At 71.8% G+C, this 15,886-nt stretch carries 12 protein-coding genes; 4 read left to right on the top strand and 8 right to left on the bottom strand.

Annotated features, from left to right (window positions below; genetic code table 11):
• Positions 1 to 37: 37 nt before the first annotated feature.
• The 7 genes from murD to rsmH all read right to left on the bottom strand — a co-directional run bounded on the left by murD (position 38) and on the right by rsmH (position 9,128).
• Positions 38 to 1,477 (bottom strand): UDP-N-acetylmuramoyl-L-alanine--D-glutamate ligase, encoded by a 1,440-nt coding sequence (murD, locus tag ACFT4A_RS26275; protein ID WP_382834199.1) that lies wholly within the window; start codon positions 1,475 to 1,477, stop codon positions 38 to 40.
• A complete protein-coding gene (gene mraY / locus ACFT4A_RS26270) occupies positions 1,459 to 2,550 on the bottom strand; it encodes a phospho-N-acetylmuramoyl-pentapeptide-transferase (protein WP_215124499.1) in 1,092 nt (363 codons plus the stop codon). The genes murD and mraY overlap by 19 nt, the downstream gene beginning before the upstream one ends.
• Positions 2,550 to 3,965, bottom strand: coding sequence for a UDP-N-acetylmuramoyl-tripeptide--D-alanyl-D-alanine ligase (gene murF, locus ACFT4A_RS26265; RefSeq protein WP_382834196.1), 1,416 nt, complete (start codon positions 3,963 to 3,965; stop codon positions 2,550 to 2,552). The genes mraY and murF overlap by 1 nt, the downstream gene beginning before the upstream one ends.
• Before the next feature lie 28 nt (positions 3,966 to 3,993).
• On the bottom strand, positions 3,994 to 5,514 hold the full coding sequence (locus ACFT4A_RS26260; protein ID WP_382834193.1) for a UDP-N-acetylmuramoyl-L-alanyl-D-glutamate--2,6-diaminopimelate ligase: 1,521 nt from the start codon (positions 5,512 to 5,514) through the stop codon (positions 3,994 to 3,996).
• A gap of 197 nt (positions 5,515 to 5,711) precedes the next feature.
• On the bottom strand, positions 5,712 to 7,670 hold the full coding sequence (locus tag ACFT4A_RS26255; protein WP_382834190.1) for a peptidoglycan D,D-transpeptidase FtsI family protein: 1,959 nt from the start codon (positions 7,668 to 7,670) through the stop codon (positions 5,712 to 5,714).
• A 5-nt stretch (positions 7,671 to 7,675) separates the two neighbouring features.
• Positions 7,676 to 8,125, bottom strand: coding sequence for a septum formation initiator family protein (locus ACFT4A_RS26250; RefSeq protein ID WP_382834188.1), 450 nt, complete (start codon positions 8,123 to 8,125; stop codon positions 7,676 to 7,678).
• Between the two features lie 46 nt (positions 8,126 to 8,171).
• Positions 8,172 to 9,128, bottom strand: a complete 957-nt coding sequence (gene rsmH, locus ACFT4A_RS26245) for a 16S rRNA (cytosine(1402)-N(4))-methyltransferase RsmH (protein ID WP_382834185.1) — start codon at positions 9,126 to 9,128, stop codon at positions 8,172 to 8,174.
• 309 nt (positions 9,129 to 9,437) lie between these two features.
• On the opposite strand from rsmH, the gene ACFT4A_RS26240 reads away from it, so the two are divergent.
• The 4 genes from ACFT4A_RS26240 (at position 9,438) to ACFT4A_RS26225 (ending at position 15,134) form a co-directional block, all read left to right on the top strand.
• Positions 9,438 to 10,052, top strand: coding sequence for a beta-class carbonic anhydrase (locus tag ACFT4A_RS26240; RefSeq protein ID WP_382834182.1), 615 nt, complete (start codon positions 9,438 to 9,440; stop codon positions 10,050 to 10,052).
• A gap of 290 nt (positions 10,053 to 10,342) precedes the next feature.
• Positions 10,343 to 11,380 carry an AAA family ATPase gene (locus ACFT4A_RS26235; protein ID WP_382834180.1) on the top strand — a complete coding sequence of 346 codons (1,038 nt, stop codon included), beginning with the start codon at positions 10,343 to 10,345 and terminating at the stop codon, positions 11,378 to 11,380.
• Entirely contained in the window at positions 11,380 to 12,741 is a 1,362-nt protein-coding gene (locus ACFT4A_RS26230; protein WP_382834177.1) for a DUF58 domain-containing protein, read from the top strand. The genes ACFT4A_RS26235 and ACFT4A_RS26230 overlap by 1 nt, the downstream gene beginning before the upstream one ends.
• Positions 12,741 to 15,134, top strand: coding sequence for a DUF3488 and DUF4129 domain-containing transglutaminase family protein (locus tag ACFT4A_RS26225; protein WP_382834174.1), 2,394 nt, complete (start codon positions 12,741 to 12,743; stop codon positions 15,132 to 15,134). Before ACFT4A_RS26230 ends, ACFT4A_RS26225 begins: the two co-directional genes overlap by 1 nt.
• Positions 15,135 to 15,257: 123 nt before the next feature.
• Here ACFT4A_RS26225 and ACFT4A_RS26220 read toward each other — a convergent pair whose 3' ends face one another.
• Entirely contained in the window at positions 15,258 to 15,659 is a 402-nt protein-coding gene (locus ACFT4A_RS26220; RefSeq protein WP_189729100.1) for a DUF3040 domain-containing protein, read from the bottom strand.
• Positions 15,660 to 15,886: the final 227 nt, after the last annotated feature.

Genomic DNA, 15,886 nt, shown 5'->3' with positions numbered 1-15,886 from the left:
AGGGTCCCGAAGCACCCGTCGTGGCCGAGACCGACCGTCAGGTGCCCGCGCCGAGTTCGCGAACCGCCTCCGCGAACGCGTCACCGCGCTTGTTGTAGTTGGTGAACATGTCCATCGAGGCGCAGGCCGGGGCCAGCAGCACCGTGTCGCCGGGCTGTGCGAGCCGCTGCGCCTCCTGGACGGCCTGGAGCATCGCCCCAGTGTCGGTCCGGTCGAGGTCGACGACGGGTACTTCCGGGGCGTGTCGCGCGAGGGCTTCCCGGATGAGCGCGCGGTCCGCGCCGATCAGCACGGCCCCGCGCAGCCGCCGCGCCGACTTGGTGACCAGCTCGTCGAAGACGGCGCCCTTGGCGAGTCCGCCCGCGATCCACACGATCGGCTCGTAGGCCGCCAACGAGGCTTCCGCCGCATGCGTGTTGGTGGCCTTGGAGTCGTCGACGTACGCCACGCCGTCCACGTCGGCCACGTGCGCGATGCGGTGGGCGTCCGGGGTGAAGGCCCGCAGACCGTCCCGTACGGCCTTGGCGGGCACCCCGTAGGCCCGGGCGAGGGCCGCCGCCGCGAGGGCGTTGGCGATGTTGTGCGGGGCCGGCGGGTTCACGTCGGCGACCTCGGCGAGCTCCTGGGCGTTCTTCTGCCGGTTCTCGACGAAGGCGCGGTCGACCAGGATGCCCTCCACGACACCGAGTTGGGAGGGCCCGGGCGTGCCCAGGGTGAAGCCGATGGCGCGGCAGCCCTCCTCGACGTCGGCCTCGCGGACGAGGTCCTCCGTCGCCTTGTCGGCCACGTTGTAGACGCAGGCGATCTGATTGCCCTCGTAGATCCGGCCCTTGTCGGCGGCGTACGCCTCCATGGAGCCGTGCCAGTCGAGGTGGTCGGGGGCGAGGTTCAGCACGGCGGCCGAGTGGGCGCGCAGCGACGGCGCCCAGTGCAGCTGGTAGCTGGACAGCTCCACGGCGAGCACGTCGTAGCGCTCCTCGCCGAGCACCGCGTCCAGGAGCGAGACGCCGATGTTGCCGACGGCGGCGGTGCGCAGACCCGCCGCCTCCAGGATCGAGGCGAGCATCTGGACGGTCGTGGTCTTGCCGTTGGTGCCCGTGACGGCCAGCCAGGGAGCGGCGTCGGGGCCGCGCAGGCGCCAGGCCAGTTCGACGTCGCCCCAGATCTCCAGGCCCGCGTCGCGAGCCGCGGCGAACAGCGGCTTGTCCGGCTTCCAGCCGGGCGCGGTGACGATCAGTTCGGAGCCCTCGGGCAGCGTGTCGCCGTCGCCGAGGCGCACGGTGATGCCGAGCGCCTCCAGTTCGGCCGCCTGCGCCCGGGCGCGCTCGTCGGCGCCGTCGTTGACGACCGTGACGATCGCGCCGAGGCCGTGCAGCACCTTGGCCGCCGGGACGCCGGAGACGCCGAGCCCGGCGACGGTGATGTGCTTGCCCTGGAAGGCGAAGGGCTCCGAGGAGGTCACTTGTCCGCTGCCCATCCTGCATAGAAGAGGCCTAGTCCGACGATCACACAAATGCCCTGAATGATCCAGAAGCGGACCACGACAAGCACTTCGGACCAGCCCTTGAGTTCGAAGTGGTGCTGGAGTGGCGCCATCCGGAAGACGCGCTTTCCGGTGAGGCGGAAGGAGCCGACCTGGATCACCACGGACATGGTGATCAGGACGAAGAGGCCGCCGAGGATGGCGATCAGCAGCTCGGTGCGGGAGCAGATCGCGAGGCCCGCGAGCACACCGCCGAGCGCGAGCGAACCGGTGTCACCCATGAAGATCTTGGCCGGCGAGGTGTTCCACCACAGGAAGCCGAGGCAGGCGCCCATCAGCGCCGAGGCGACCACCGCCAGGTCGAGGGGATCCCGTACCTCGTAGCACGCGCCCGGGTTGGTCAGCGTCTGCGCGTTGGCGCAGGACTCCTGGAACTGCCAGACGCCGATGAAGGTGTAGGCGCCGAAGACCAGCACCGAGGCGCCGGTGGCCAGACCGTCCAGACCGTCGGTCAGGTTCACGCCGTTCGACATCGCGAGAATCATGAACAGCGCCCAGACCACGAACAGCACGGGTCCGATCGTCCAGCCGAAGTCCGTGATGAACGAGAGCTTGGTGGAGGCGGGGGTGTTGCCGCGGTTGTCGGCGAACTGGAGCGACAGCACCGCGAACCCGATGCCGACGATCAGCTGGCCGGCCATCTTCGCCTTGGCCCTCAGGCCCAGCGAACGCCGCTTGACGATCTTGATGTAGTCGTCGAGGAAGCCGACCAGGCCCATGCCGACCATCAGGCCGAGCACCAGCAGACCCGAGAAGGTCGGCGCCGCGTCGGCCTCCGGGTCCAGATAGCCCGTGATCACCTTGGCCAGGAAGTACGCGGCGACCGTCGCCAGGATGAAGGCGATGCCGCCCATGGTCGGCGTACCGCGCTTGCTGGCGTGCTCGCGCGGGCCGTCGTCGCGGATGTACTGGCCGTAGCCCTTGCGGGCGAGCAGCTTGATCAGCAGCGGGGTGCCGACCAGGGTCAGGAAGAGGCCAATGACTCCTGCGAACAGGATCTGCTTCATCATCGGGCGGAAACCTCACCCTCGGCACCGGACTCGATGAGCGCCTGCGCCACGCTCTCGAGGCCGACCGAACGGGACGCCTTCACGAGCACGACGTCCCCCGGGCGCAACTCGCTGCGCAACAGGTCGACCGCCGCCTGTGCGTCGGACACGTGCACCGACTCCTCACCCCACGAACCCTCGTTATATGCGCCCAGTTGCAGCCAGGCGGCTTCCCTGCCACCGACCGCGACGAGCTTGCTGACGTTGAGCCGGACGGCGAGCCGCCCGACCGCGTCGTGCTCGGCGAGAGCCTCGTCCCCGAGCTCGGCCATCTTGCCGAGCACCGCCCAGGTCCGCCGCCCCTTGCCCATCGCCGCGAGCGCGCGCAGAGCGGCTCGCATGGACTCGGGGTTCGCGTTGTAGGCGTCGTTGACGATCGTCACGCCGTCCGGGCGCTCGGTGACCTCCATCCGCCAGCGGGAGAGGGAGCCCGCCTCGGAGAGCGCCACGGCGATCTCGTCTGCGGACATGCCCAGTTCGTGGGCGACGGCGGCCGCGGCGAGCGCGTTCGACACGTGGTGCTCACCGTACAGGCGCATGGTCACGTCACTTGCACCGGAGGGTGTGTGAAGCCTGAACGAGGGCTGTCCGGTGTCCGTGAGTCGCACGTTCTCGGCGCGAACGTCCGCTTCGCCGGACTCTCCGAAAAAGATCACCTTCGCCTTCGTACGGGCGGCCATGGCCCGTACGAAGGGGTCGTCCGCGTTGAGGACGGCGGTTCCGCCCTCGGCCTCGGACGGGAGTGCCTCGACGAGTTCGCCCTTCGCCTGGGCGATCTGCTCACGGCCGCCGAACTCGCCGATGTGGGCGCTGCCGACGTTGAGGACGAGGCCGATCTTCGGGGGCGTCAGACCGGCGAGGTAGCTGATGTGCCCGATACCCCGGGCGCCCATCTCCAGGACGAGGAACCTGGTCTCCTCGGTGGCGCTGAGCGCGGTCAGCGGCAGTCCGATCTCGTTGTTGAGGGAGCCGGGCGTGAACACCGTGGGGGCCTTGCGCTGGAGCACCTGCGCGATGAGGTCCTTGGTGCTGGTCTTGCCCGCCGAGCCGGTGAGGGCGACGAGGGTGGCACCGAGACGTCGTACGACGTGCCGCGCGAGTGCGCCGAGGGCGCTCTGGACGTCGTCCACGACGATCGCGGGCACGCCGACGGGCCGGGTGCCGAGCACGGCCACCGCTCCCGCCTCGACGACCGCCGCCGCGTAGTCGTGTCCGTCCACGCGCTCGCCGGCGAAGGCGGCGAACAGGCTGCCCGGCACCGCCTCGCGGGAGTCACGGACGACCGGGCCGGTGACCTGGACGGACGGATCCGGTATGTCGTGCGTCTGCCCGCCGACGACTTCTGCGATCTCGGCGAGGGAGAGGGCGATCACAAGTTCATCCCCTGGGTCTTCTGGATTTTCATCCCTGGGTCTTCTGGACGGCTTCGCGAAGTACCTGGCGGTCGTCGAAGGGACGGACCACCCCGGCGATGTCCTGGCCCTGCTCGTGGCCCTTGCCCGCGACCAGCACGGTGTCGCCGGGCTCGGCACGGGCGACGGCGGCGGCGATCGCGGCGGCCCGGTCCTCGAAGACCTGCACCTCGCCGCGCTCGAACGCGGGCACGGAGGCCGCGCCCTGGAGCATCGTGGCGAGGATCGCGAGGGGGTCCTCGGAGCGGGGGTTGTCGGAGGTCAGTACGGCGGTGTCGGCGAGCCGGGCCGCCGCGGCCCCCATGGGCTCGCGCTTGGACTTGTCCCGGTCGCCGCCGCAGCCGAGGACGATGTGCAGCCTGCCCTCGGTGACCTTGCGGAGCGCCCTGAGGACCGACTCGACCGCGTCCGTCTTGTGGGCGTAGTCGACGACCGCGAGGTAGGGCTGCCCGGCGTCCACGCGCTCCAGACGGCCCGGCACGCCGGGTACGGCGGCGACACCGTCGGCGGCGGCCTGCGGGTCGAGGCCGGCGACGGCCAGGGCGACGATCGCGGCGAGGGTGTTGGCCACGTTGAAGGGGCCCGGCAGCGGCGACTTGGCACTGATCCGCTCGCCCTTGGGGCCGATGACGGTGAACGTCGAGTCCAGCTGGCCGACCTCGACGTCCTCGGCGCGCCAGTCGGCGTCGGGGTGGCCTTCCGCGGAGTAGGTGACGACCGGGACGGTGGCTTCGTTCGCCAGCCTGCGGCCGTACTCGTCGTCGATGTTGACCACGCCGAGTTTGCCGCGTTTCGGCGTGAACAGCTGCGCCTTGGCCTCGAAGTAGTCCTCCATCCCGGAGTGGAACTCCATGTGCTCCGGGCTGAGGTTGGTGAAGACGCCGATGTCGAAGACGCAGCCGTCGACCCGGCCGAGGACCAGGGCGTGGCTGGAGACCTCCATGGCGACCGCGTCGACGCCGCGCTCGCGCATGACGGCGAACAGGGCCTGGAGGTCGGTGGCCTCGGGGGTGGTGCGCTCGGACTTGATGCGCTCGTCGCCGATGCGCATCTCGACCGTGCCGATCAGGCCGGTGGACCTGACGGTCTTCAGGCCGCCCTCGACGAGGTAGGCGGTGGTGGTCTTGCCGGAGGTACCGGTGATGCCGATCTGGAGCAGGTCCCGGCCGGGGTGGCCGTAGATCGTGGCGGCCAGCTCGCCCATCTGCGCGCGGGGGTCGTCCACGACGAGGACCGGCAGCCCGGACTCCGCGGCGCGCTCCGCGCCGGTGGGGTCGGTCAGCACGGCGGCCGCGCCGAGGCCGGCGGCCTGCGTGACGAAGTCGGCGCCGTGCAGCCGGGCGCCCGGGAGGGCGGCGTACAGGTCGCCGGGGCGTACGGCGCGGGAGTCGTGGGTGATGCCCGTGACCTCGGCGGCGCTGTCCGGCGTTGGAGCACCCAGCTGATCGGCGAGTTCCGCGAGGGGTGTGGCGGAGACCTGCACCGGCCGGGGCGGCCCGGGATATGTCACGGGGTGGCCCTTCTGGGTGGTTTGGGACTGATCAGCGTGTGGCACGGCGGTGAGCGTACCGGGCGTACCCGCCTCCGGGCGAAGTGAGGGGGCGGGGGTGCTCTGGTTCCCGGGGTCGGGGGTGATCGTTGTCACGGGGGCGGTCCTGGTGGCTCGGTGGTGCTCGGTGCTGAGCAGGGCTCGTGGTTCGGTTCCGGTCAGTTCTGGAAGGAGACGGGCAGCTTCGCGGCCTTGGCTCCGGTCGGCGGGACCTGGAGGGACTTCAGTGCGAACTCCATGACCCGCTTGTAGACGGGGCCGCAGATCTGGCCGCCGAAGTAGCTGCCCTGGGTGGCGTTCTGGATGGCGCAGTAGACGGTGACGCGGGGCTTGTCGGCGGGGGCGAAACCGGCGAACGACGAGGTATAGCCGTGGTACTTGCCGGTGGCCGGATCCACGCGGTTGGCCGTGCCCGTCTTGCCCGCGACGCGGTAGCCGGGGATGCGCGCCTTGGTGCCGGTGCCCTCCTCGTCGTCCACGACGGACTCCAGCATCTGGGCGAGGGTCTTCGCCGTCTTGGCGCTGACGACCCTGGTCTTCTTGGGCTCGGGGGCCGGGGTGAAGCGGCCCTCGGGGCCCTTGGTGCCGCGGACGAGCGTGGGGTCGACGCGGACGCCGCCGTTGGCGATGGTCGAGTACACGGACGCCGCCTGCATGGCGTTGATGGAGACGCCTTGGCCGAAAGGAATCGTGTACTGCTGCGAGGTCGACCACTTGTCGGGCGGGGCGAGGATGCCCTTGGTCTCGCCGGGGAAGCCGAGGCCGGTGTAGCTGCCGAGGCCGAACTTGCGCAGGTAGTCGTAGAGGACCTTGTTCGACTGGGCCTGGGTCTTGCGGAGCTGGCCGGTGGCGAGGATGGTGCCGATGTTGCTCGACTTGGCGAGGACGCCGTTGAGCGTCAGGTACCAGGTCGGGTGGTCGATGTCGTCCTTGAAGAGCCGGTCGCCGCGGTGCAGCCGGTTGGGCACGACGACGTGGGTCATCGGGGTGGCGGTGTTCTCCTGGAGGACGGCGGCCATCGACATGACCTTGGCGGTGGAGCCGGGCTCGAAGGCGTCCTGGACGGCCGCGTTGCCGAGCGCGGCCGAGTCGGCGTCCGACAGGTCGTTGGGGTCAAAGCCGGGTGAGTTGGCCATGGCCAGGATCTGGCCGGTGCGGGTGTCCTGGACGATGACGTAGCCGCGGTCGGCCGCGGACTCCTTCACCTGGTCGGTGATGGCCTTCTGGGCGGCCCACTGGATGTCGCGGTCGATGGTGAGCTCGACGTCGCTGCCGGGCACGGCGGGTGTCTCGGTGGAACCCACGGTGGGGACGAGACGGCCGCCGGACTGGGCGTAGCGGATCTTGCCGTCCTTGCCGGCCAGCTGCTTGTCCAGCTGGAGTTCGATGCCGCCGCCGGGCTTGCCCTCGCCGTTGACCCAGCCCAGTATCCCGGCGGCGAGGTCGCCGTTGGGGTACACGCGCTTGCTGGTGGCGACGGAGAAGACACCCGCGAGGACGTTGTGCGCGGACTTGTCCGTCTGCTCCTTCTTGGCGAGCGCGGACTTCAGGTCCTTGATCTGCTTCCAGACCTGCGGGGTCTGGCGGGAGGCCAGTTTCGCGTAGCGCAGGTTCTTGTTCTTCGGCCGCAGCTTCTCGACCAGGGCGTCCTGGTCCTGGCCGAGGATCGGCGCGAGGAGCGCGGCGGCCTGCTCGGGCCCGTCACCGATCTTCAGGTGGTCCGGGGCGAACATCGTGGGGTCGGCCGTGATGTCGTAGGCGTCCTCGCTGGTCGCCAGTGCCACACCGGACCGGTCGGTGATCTCGCCCCGGTCGGCGGCCAGCACCTGCCCGACGTAGCGGTTCTGCTCGGCCTTGGCCGCGTACGTACTCGCGTCGACGGCCTGCACCTGGAACAGCCGTACGACGAAGGCGATCATCACCAGCGTCAGCGCGAGCCCGACCAGTCGCAGCCGGGGCCGGGGGCTGCCCAGCCGCAGCGGCCGGGGCGCCCCCGGCCGGGCCTGGCCAGGCCGCCGGGCCGGACGGGCACCGGGGCCGGGACGCCGCCGTGCATCGGGCCGAGCGGGCCTGGCGGGGCCGGGCACGCGGCGGCGCGGGGGTTCCCTGTCGGACACTTCCGTCACCTGCCGGGGGTCGGGGCGGGGCCGTTGGGCATGGCCTCGGGGGCGAGGACCAGAGGGGTGTACGCGGCGCTCTGCCAGGTGCCGGGGGCGGCGCTGGGGACGCCCTTGACGGTGCCGTCGCGCTCGAGGAAGGCGGGGTCGCCGCCGGGCACCATGCCGAGTTCGCGGGCGCGGCGCTGGAGGGCCTCGGGGGCGGAGTAGGCGTCGATGTCCCGCTGGAGGGCCTGTTCCTCGTCGGTGAGGCTCTTGGTCTCGCGCTGGAGGTCGTCGAGTTTGAACGCGCCTTCGCTGAGGGCCGAGTTCAGCACCAGGAGGCCGATGAGGCCGCCGCCGAGAAGGAGGACCACGAGGAGCACGAACGGCATGCGGGCCGCCTGTGCCCTACCGGTCGGGAAGAGCCGCGCGAGACGGGCCGCCCTCCCCTTCAGTTCGGGTTTGCCGCTCACGCACGCTCCCTCGGGTCCGGAACACACCGGCCGCCCTGCACGTGGCTCACTCGACGTCCTCTCTGATGCGCTGCGCCCCGCGCAACCGCGCCGGTGCCGCGCGCCGGTTCTCGGCGATCTCCTCTTCCGTGGGGAGTTCGGCACCGCGCGTGAGCAGCTTGAGCCGCGGCTGGTAACGCTCGGGCACGACGGGCAGTCCGGGCGGCGCGGTGGTGGCGGCGCCCGCCGCGAACACCTGCTTGACCAGCCGGTCCTCCAGCGAGTGGTACGACAGCACCGCGATCCGCCCGCCCACGTCGAGCGCCTTCACCGCGGCCGGGATCGCCCGCTCCAGCACGGACAGCTCGCCGTTGACCTCGATGCGCAGCGCCTGGAAGGTGCGCTTGGCCGGGTTGCCGCCGGTGCGCTTGGCGGCCTGCGGCAGGGCGTCCCGGATCAGCTCGACCAGCCGCGCGCTGTTGCTGAACGGCTCCTTCTCGCGCTCGCGCACGACCGCGGCCACGATCCGCTTGGCCTGCTTCTCCTCGCCGTACGCCCGCAGGATCCGGACGAGTTCGCCCGGCGGGTACGTGTTGAGGACCTCGGCGGCACTGGCGCCGGTCGTCTGGTCCATCCGCATGTCGAGCGGGGCGTCCTGGGCGTAGGCGAAGCCGCGGTCGGCCTCGTCGAGCTGCATGGAGGAGACGCCGAGGTCGAAGAGAACGCCCTGCACGCGCGCGATGCCGAGCTTGTCCAGCACCTCGGGCAGTTCGTCGTACACCGCGTGGACGAGGGTGGCGCGCTCCCCGTAGGGCGCGAGGCGCTCGCCGGACAGGCGCAGGGCCTCCTTGTCGCGGTCGAGGGCGACGAGCCGCGCCCCGGGGAACCGCTCGAGGAGTGCCTCGCTGTGGCCGCCGAGGCCGAGGGTGCAGTCGACGACCACCGGGTCCGGGCCCTCCAGGGCGGGTGCCAGCAGGTCCAGGCACCGCTGGAGCATCACCGGGACGTGTCGACTCTGGCTCAAAGGGGCCTCTCAGATCCGGCACGGGCCCACGCACCGCCGGGTCCCCGCCCGCCGCTGAAGGGGAGGCCTGCCGGCGCCGGAAGCGTCAACCGACCGGGAGCGGGAGGAGGCCGAGCCGTACGTACGCGCCGCGCACGTGGGGAGATCGCCGGGCGTCGCCGGGTCTCCGGGGAAATCAGTCCAGCGGGGAGAGTCTCGCCTCCCGCTTCGCGTCACTTTAGTCCACCGTGTCGCCCGGTCAATCAACCGGCCTGCGCGTCGCGACCAGCAGGCATACCACCCTTGTGGGTTACCTCACTCCAAGGCCCGATGGCGTTCTTTGTCCTCTCTCACAGCGGGCCCGAAACAGTCGTGACCAGTACCGTCATGGATATGACGACTTCTGCATCAGTTCCCACGGGTTCGGAGAGCGCCATAGCCGGAAACGGCACGGTCACCGACCGCATCGTCGACGCCAACACCCGGTACGCCGCCGACTTCGGCCACGCCGGGATGGACGCCAAGCCCGCCCTGCACGTGGCCGTCGTGGCCTGCATGGACGCCCGTCTCGACCCGCTCGCCACGCTCGGCCTCGAGCTCGGCGACTGCCACACGATCCGCAACGCCGGCGGCGTGGTCACCGACGACGTGATCCGCTCCCTCGCCATCAGCCAGCGCAAGCTGGGGACGCGCAGCGTCGTCCTCGTCCACCACACCGGCTGCGGCATGGAGACCCTCACCGAGGACTTCCGGGGCGAGCTGGAGGCCGAGGTCGGCCAGCGCCCGGCCTGGGCGGTGGAGTCCTTCCAGGACGTCGACCAGGACGTACGGCAGTCGATGCGGCGCGTGCGCACCTCGCCGTTCCTGCCGCACACCGACGACGTCCGCGGATTCGTCTACGACGTCGGGACCGGCCTGCTGCGGGAGGTCGACCCCGCCTCCTGACCTGGTCACCCGCCCCGTCACCACCCCGGAGCCGGCCTGCCGCAGCTGTCGAAATCCTGTCAGTCACGCGTTCGAAAGGGTCGCAAGGCCGACATATCGCGGCCAGTTATCCACAGTCGAGTGACACGAATCGGTAACGGCAGCAAGAATGCGGGAGTGACGTCACGCTGAGCGTTTCACGCGTGGTGTCCGTGGTTCGGGGTGGGCCGGCGCGCGTCATGCGGCGTCGGCCCGGGAAAATGGGGTATCCCGTGCTCCCTGGGAGCACGGGAAAGGCCGAGGAGGGCCGGGTGACGACCTATGACGATCGAGCGAGCCTCACTGATCTGACCGCCGTGGTGGAGCGGGTGCGGGAGTCGGTGGAAGGCGTGATCGAGGGCAAGCCCGAGGTCGTACGGCTCTCGCTGACCGTACTGCTGGCCGAGGGACATCTGCTGATCGAGGACGTCCCGGGGGTCGGCAAGACGATGCTCGCCAAGGCACTGGCGCGGTCCATCGACTGCTCGGTGCGGCGCATCCAGTTCACGCCCGACCTGCTGCCGTCGGACATCACCGGTGTGTCCATCTGGGACCAGCAGCGCCGTGACTTCGAGTTCAAGCCGGGCGCGATCTTCGCGCAGGTCGTGATCGGCGACGAGATCAACCGCGCCTCGCCCAAGACCCAGTCCGCGCTCCTGGAGTCGATGGAGGAGCGCCAGGTCACCATCGACGGCAGCAGCTACGAGCTGCCCAGCCCCTTCATGGTGGTGGCGACGCAGAACCCGGTCGAGATGGAGGGCACCTACCCGCTGCCGGAGGCCCAGCGCGACCGTTTCATGGCCCGGGTCTCGGTCGGCTATCCCAGCGCCGAGGCCGAGTTGCAGATGCTGGACGTGCACGGCGGCGTCTCGCCGCTGGAGGACCTCCAGCCCGTGGCCCACGCGCACGAGATCCTCAAGCTGATCGAGGCGGTGCGCGGCGTGCACGTCGCCGACCCGGTCCGGCGCTACGTGGTGGACCTGGTCGGCGCCACGCGCACGCACCCCGACCTCAGACTGGGCGCCTCCCCGCGCGCGACGCTGCACCTGCTGCGCGCGGCGAAGGCGTCCGCGGCCCTCAGCGGCCGGGAGTACGCGCTGCCGGACGACGTGCAGGCGCTGGCCGTCGCCGTCCTGGCCCACCGCCTGCTGCCGACCGCCCAGGCCCAGCTCAACCGTCGCACCTCCGAGCAGGTCGTCGAGGAGATCCTGCAGCGCACCCCGGTGCCGGCGGCGCCGCAGCAGAGCGGCCTCGGCGGCCTGGGCCGCGGTGTGCCGGCGTATCCCCAGCAGCCGCCGCGGAGGCTGTGATGACCACCGCGGGGACGGGGCACGCGGAGGCCGACCGGGACGAGAAAGGCGGCATCCGCACCGCCCTGGCCGGTCTGACCACCCGCGGACGCTCCTTCCTGGCCGCCGGCGTCGCGGCCGCCGTCTGCAGCTATGTGCTCGGGCAGAGCGACCTGCTGCGCGTGGGTCTGCTGCTGGCGGTGCTGCCGCTGGTGTGCGCGACGGTCCTGTACCGCACGCGCTACCGGGTCGCGGGCAGCCGCAGGCTCTCCCCCGCGCGCGTGCCCGCCGGCAGCGAGGCCCGGGTCCATCTGCGGATGGACAACGTCTCGCGGCTGCCCACGGGCCTGCTGATGCTCCAGGACCGGGTGCCGTACGTGCTCGGCCCCCGGCCGCGCTTCGTGCTGGACCGGGTGGAGGCGGGCGGCCGGCGCGAGGTGTCCTACCGGGTGCGCTCCGACCTGCGCGGCCGCTACCCGCTGGGCCCGCTCCAGCTGCGCCTGACCGACCCGTTCGGCATGTGCGAGCTGACCCGGTCCTTCTCGACGTACGACAACCTGACGGTGATCCCGCGCGTGGAGCCGCTGGCGCCGGTGCGCTTCAGCGGTGAGGCGAAGGGGTACGGCGACGGGCGGCAGCGTTCGCTCGCGCTGGCCGGCGAGGACGACGTGATCCCGCGCGGGTACCGCTACGGCGACGATCTGCGCCGTGTGCACTGGCGCTCCACGGCCCGCTACGGCGAGTTGATGGTGCGCCGCGAGGAGCAGCCGCAGCGCGCCCGCTGCACGGTGCTGCTCGACACCCGGGGCATCGCCTTCCAGGGCGCGGGCCCGGACGCGGCCTTCGAGTGGGCCGTGGCGGGCGCCGCGTCCGTCCTGGTGCACATGCTGGAACGCGGCTTCTCGGTACGGCTGTTGACCGACACCGGCAGCGCCGTGCCCGGCGAGGGCGGCGACGGCTTCGCGGGCGCGAGCCAGGGGTCGGCGGACGCGGCCGGGCTGATGATGGACACCCTCGCGGTGATCGACCACTCCGACGGCGCGGGCCTGTCCCGGGCCTACGACGTGCTGCGCGGCGGGAACGAGGGGCTGCTGGTGGCCTTCCTCGGCGACCTGGACGAGGAACAGGCGGCCGTGGTGGCCAGGATGCGGCAACGCGGCGGAGGCGCGGTCGCCTTCGTGCTGGACAGCGAGACCTGGGTGCGGGAACCGAGTGATGTGCCCGGTCCGTCGGACGGGAGCGAGGAGCGGCTGCGCATGCTGCGCGAGGCGGGCTGGACGACTGTGGGCGTGCCGCGGGGGGCCTCCCTGGACGACCTGTGGCGACAGGCGGACCGGGAGCGCAGGGGCGTGGCCGCGGCCGGCGGCGGGGAGGGACCGTGATGAGCGGGCGGATACGACTGACGGTGGGCGCGTGGGCGGCCACGCTGATGGCCGCCTGCGCCCTGCTGCCCCTCGTCAGACCGGCCACATGGATCGTGCAGGCGGCCTTCCTGCTGGGCGTGCAGGCGGGCGTGGGTGCCGCGACCCGCAGGGTGCCGCTGGCCCGGCCGCTGACGGTCGCGGCGCAGGCCGTGGTCACGGTGTTCCTGCTGACGTTCGTGTTCGCCCGTGAACAGGCCCTCGCGGGTCTGGTCCCGGGGCCGGACGCCCTCGACCGCTTCGCGATCCTGCTCCGGCAGGGCGGGGACGACATCGCGCGGTACGCGATCCCGGCCCCGCTGGAGTCCGACGGCATACGGCTGATGCTCATCGGCGGGGTCCTGATCATCGGGCTGCTGGTGGACACCCTCGCGGTGACCTTCCGCAGCGCCGCCCCGGCCGGGCTGCCCCTGCTCGCCCTGTACTCGGTGGCCGCTGGGCTGTCCGACGGGGGCACGGACTGGCTGTGGTTCCTGGTCGCGGCGGCCGGCTATCTGATGCTGCTCCTGGCCGAGGGGCGGGACCGCCTCTCCCAGTGGGGCCGGGTCTTCGGCGGGGCCTCGCGTACCGCCGGAGGGGAGCAGAGCGGCCCGGTCGCCCCGGTCCGCACCGGCCGGCGCATCGGCGTGGTCGCGCTGGGCATCGCCCTGGTGGTTCCGCTCGGCCTGCCCGCGATGAACGGCGGCCTGCTGGACTCGGTGGGGGCCGGCGCCGGCTCCGGCGCGGGCGGCGGGGGCACGATCTCCGCCGTGAACCCGCTGGTGTCGCTGCGCGACAGCCTGAACGCGGACGAGGACCAGCAGGTCCTGTCCGTGAAGACCAAGATGCCGGACGTCTCGGACCTGTATCTGCGGATCGTGTCCCTGGACGACTTCGACGGCACCACCTGGAAGCCGTCCCGGCGGTCCATCACCGCCCTCCCCGACGGCACGTTCCCGACCCCGGTCGGCCTCGGCCCGGATGTGAAGCGCACGGAGGTCGACACCACGATCACCGCGGCCGACTGGTACGCCCAGGACTGGCTGCCCATGCCGTACCCGCCGAGCGGGGTGAACATCCGGGGCAACTGGCGCTACGAGCCCCTGGGCATGACGCTGGTCGGCGACCACGGCCAGAACACCCGAGGCCTGACCTACCAGGTCAAGAGCCTGGACGTGGAGCCGACGGCGGAGCAGCTGGCCTCGGCGCCGAAGCCGCCGGCGTCCATCGAGCGCGATTTCACCAAGCTGCCCGACTCGCTGCCGTCGGTGGTGGCGAGCACGGCCCGCAAGGTCACCGAGGGCGCGGGCGACCCGTACGACCGGGCGGTCAAGCTCCAGGACTGGTTCGCCGTGACGGGCGGCTTCGAGTACGACACCCAGGTGCAGGTCGGCAGCGGCTCGCAGGCGATCGCCCGCTTCCTGAAGGACAAGCAGGGCTTCTGCGTGCACTTCTCCTTCGCGATGGCGGCGATGGCCCGCTCCCTGGGCATACCGGCCCGGGTCGCGGTGGGCTTCGCACCCGGTTCCCCGCAGGCGGACGGCTCGGTGTCGGTGGGGCTTCGGGACGCGCACGCCTGGCCCGAGCTGTACTTCGAGGGCGTGGGCTGGACCCGCTTCGAGCCGACTCCGAACCGCGGCTCGATGCCGTCGTACACCCTGCCGGACGACACGGGCAGCTCGGTTCCGGACGCGGCGCGCCCGTCCGAGACGTCGTCCGCCGCGCCTTCGGCTAGGCCCTCGGCGAGCGAGAGCTGCACGCCGGAGCAGAAGAAGCTGGACGGCGGGTGCGCGAGCGAGTCCCCGCAGGCGGCCCTGCCCACGGACGACGACGGCCCGAAGTGGTACGCGCTCCTGGGCTGGGCCCTGGCAGGCCTCGCCGCCCTGGTACTCCCCCTGGCCCCGATGCTGTGGCGCCTGCGGACACGCACGGTCCGGCTGGGGGCACACGGCCGGGGCGAGGCGGACGCGGCGCCGTACACGCTGGCCGTCTGGCAGGAGCTGACCGACACCGCGTGGGACTTCGGCATCACGCCGGACGAGTCACAGACCCCGCGCAAGGCGGCCGCCCGCATCGTCGGACTGGGCGGGCTCGACGCGACGGCCGCGGCGTCGGTGCACCGGGTGGCGAACGCGGTGGAGCAGGTCCTGTACGCGCCCCTGCCCCGCCCGACGGCGGGCATCGCGGACGACGTCCGCCGTGCGTCGGCGGGTCTGAGCGCCGCGGTCGGCAGGGGCGCCAGGCTCCGTGCGGTTCTGGCGCCACGCTCCACCGTGCGCGTGGTGTGGACGGCGTCGGCCTGGTGGTCGGGGGTGCGGGAACGCGTCCTGGCCATGCGGCCGACGTGGCGGAAGGCGTCGGGGCAGCAGGGCTGAGCCCGCAGAACCCACGGCAGGCGTCAACGGCACGCGTCAGGGGGTGACCACCCGGTCGGTGGTCACCCCCTGACTCACGTCTTCGCGAGGTCCCGGAGAGCTGTGCTCCGGGACCGGTGGGGACTAGTGGCCGCCCTGTTCGTCGCGGCGCTTCTGCCAGCGCTGCTCGATGCGGTCCATCATGGAGCGGCGTTGCCGGCCGCCCTGGCGGCGGGCTTGCGGTCCGGCGGCGCCTGCCGCCTGTTCGCCCGGCTTGGGGGCCTTGCGCCAGCCGGTCACGGCGAGCACCGCACAGCCCAGCATGACGAGGAAGCCCACGACGCTGAGCCAGACCTGCTTGGCGACCATACCGGCCATGAGGAGCGCAATACCTACGAGGAAGCCCGCGACCGCCTGGTAGACCCGTCGCCGGGTGTACGTACGCAGCCCGCTTCCCTCGAGCGCCGTCGCGAACTTGGGATCTTCGGCGTACAGCGCTCGCTCCATCTGCTCGAGCATGCGCTGCTCGTGCTCCGAGAGCGGCACGGAGTCCTCCTCATCGTGCAGTCGCCGGGGCGACCCGGGGGGTCTCTTCAGGATAGGCAGGGAATCGCCCCCGTGAAACCCGCCCCTCTGCGCCAACTGACCAACCGGAACCCGCCATGGACGTCCCGGCTCGCTGAGGCTTCCATTCCCCGGCGGCCGACCCGTCATGCCGGAACGGTCTCCCTCGATCATACGGCGCCTAGCCCCCATTCGGGGGGCCTGTGGCG

The organism is Streptomyces sp. NPDC057099, assembly GCF_042671245.1.
Lineage (GTDB): Bacteria > Actinomycetota > Actinomycetes > Streptomycetales > Streptomycetaceae > Streptomyces > Streptomyces purpurascens.
Note: the sequence above shows the minus strand (reverse complement) of the source record. Positions and strands in the feature narration are given on the sequence as shown.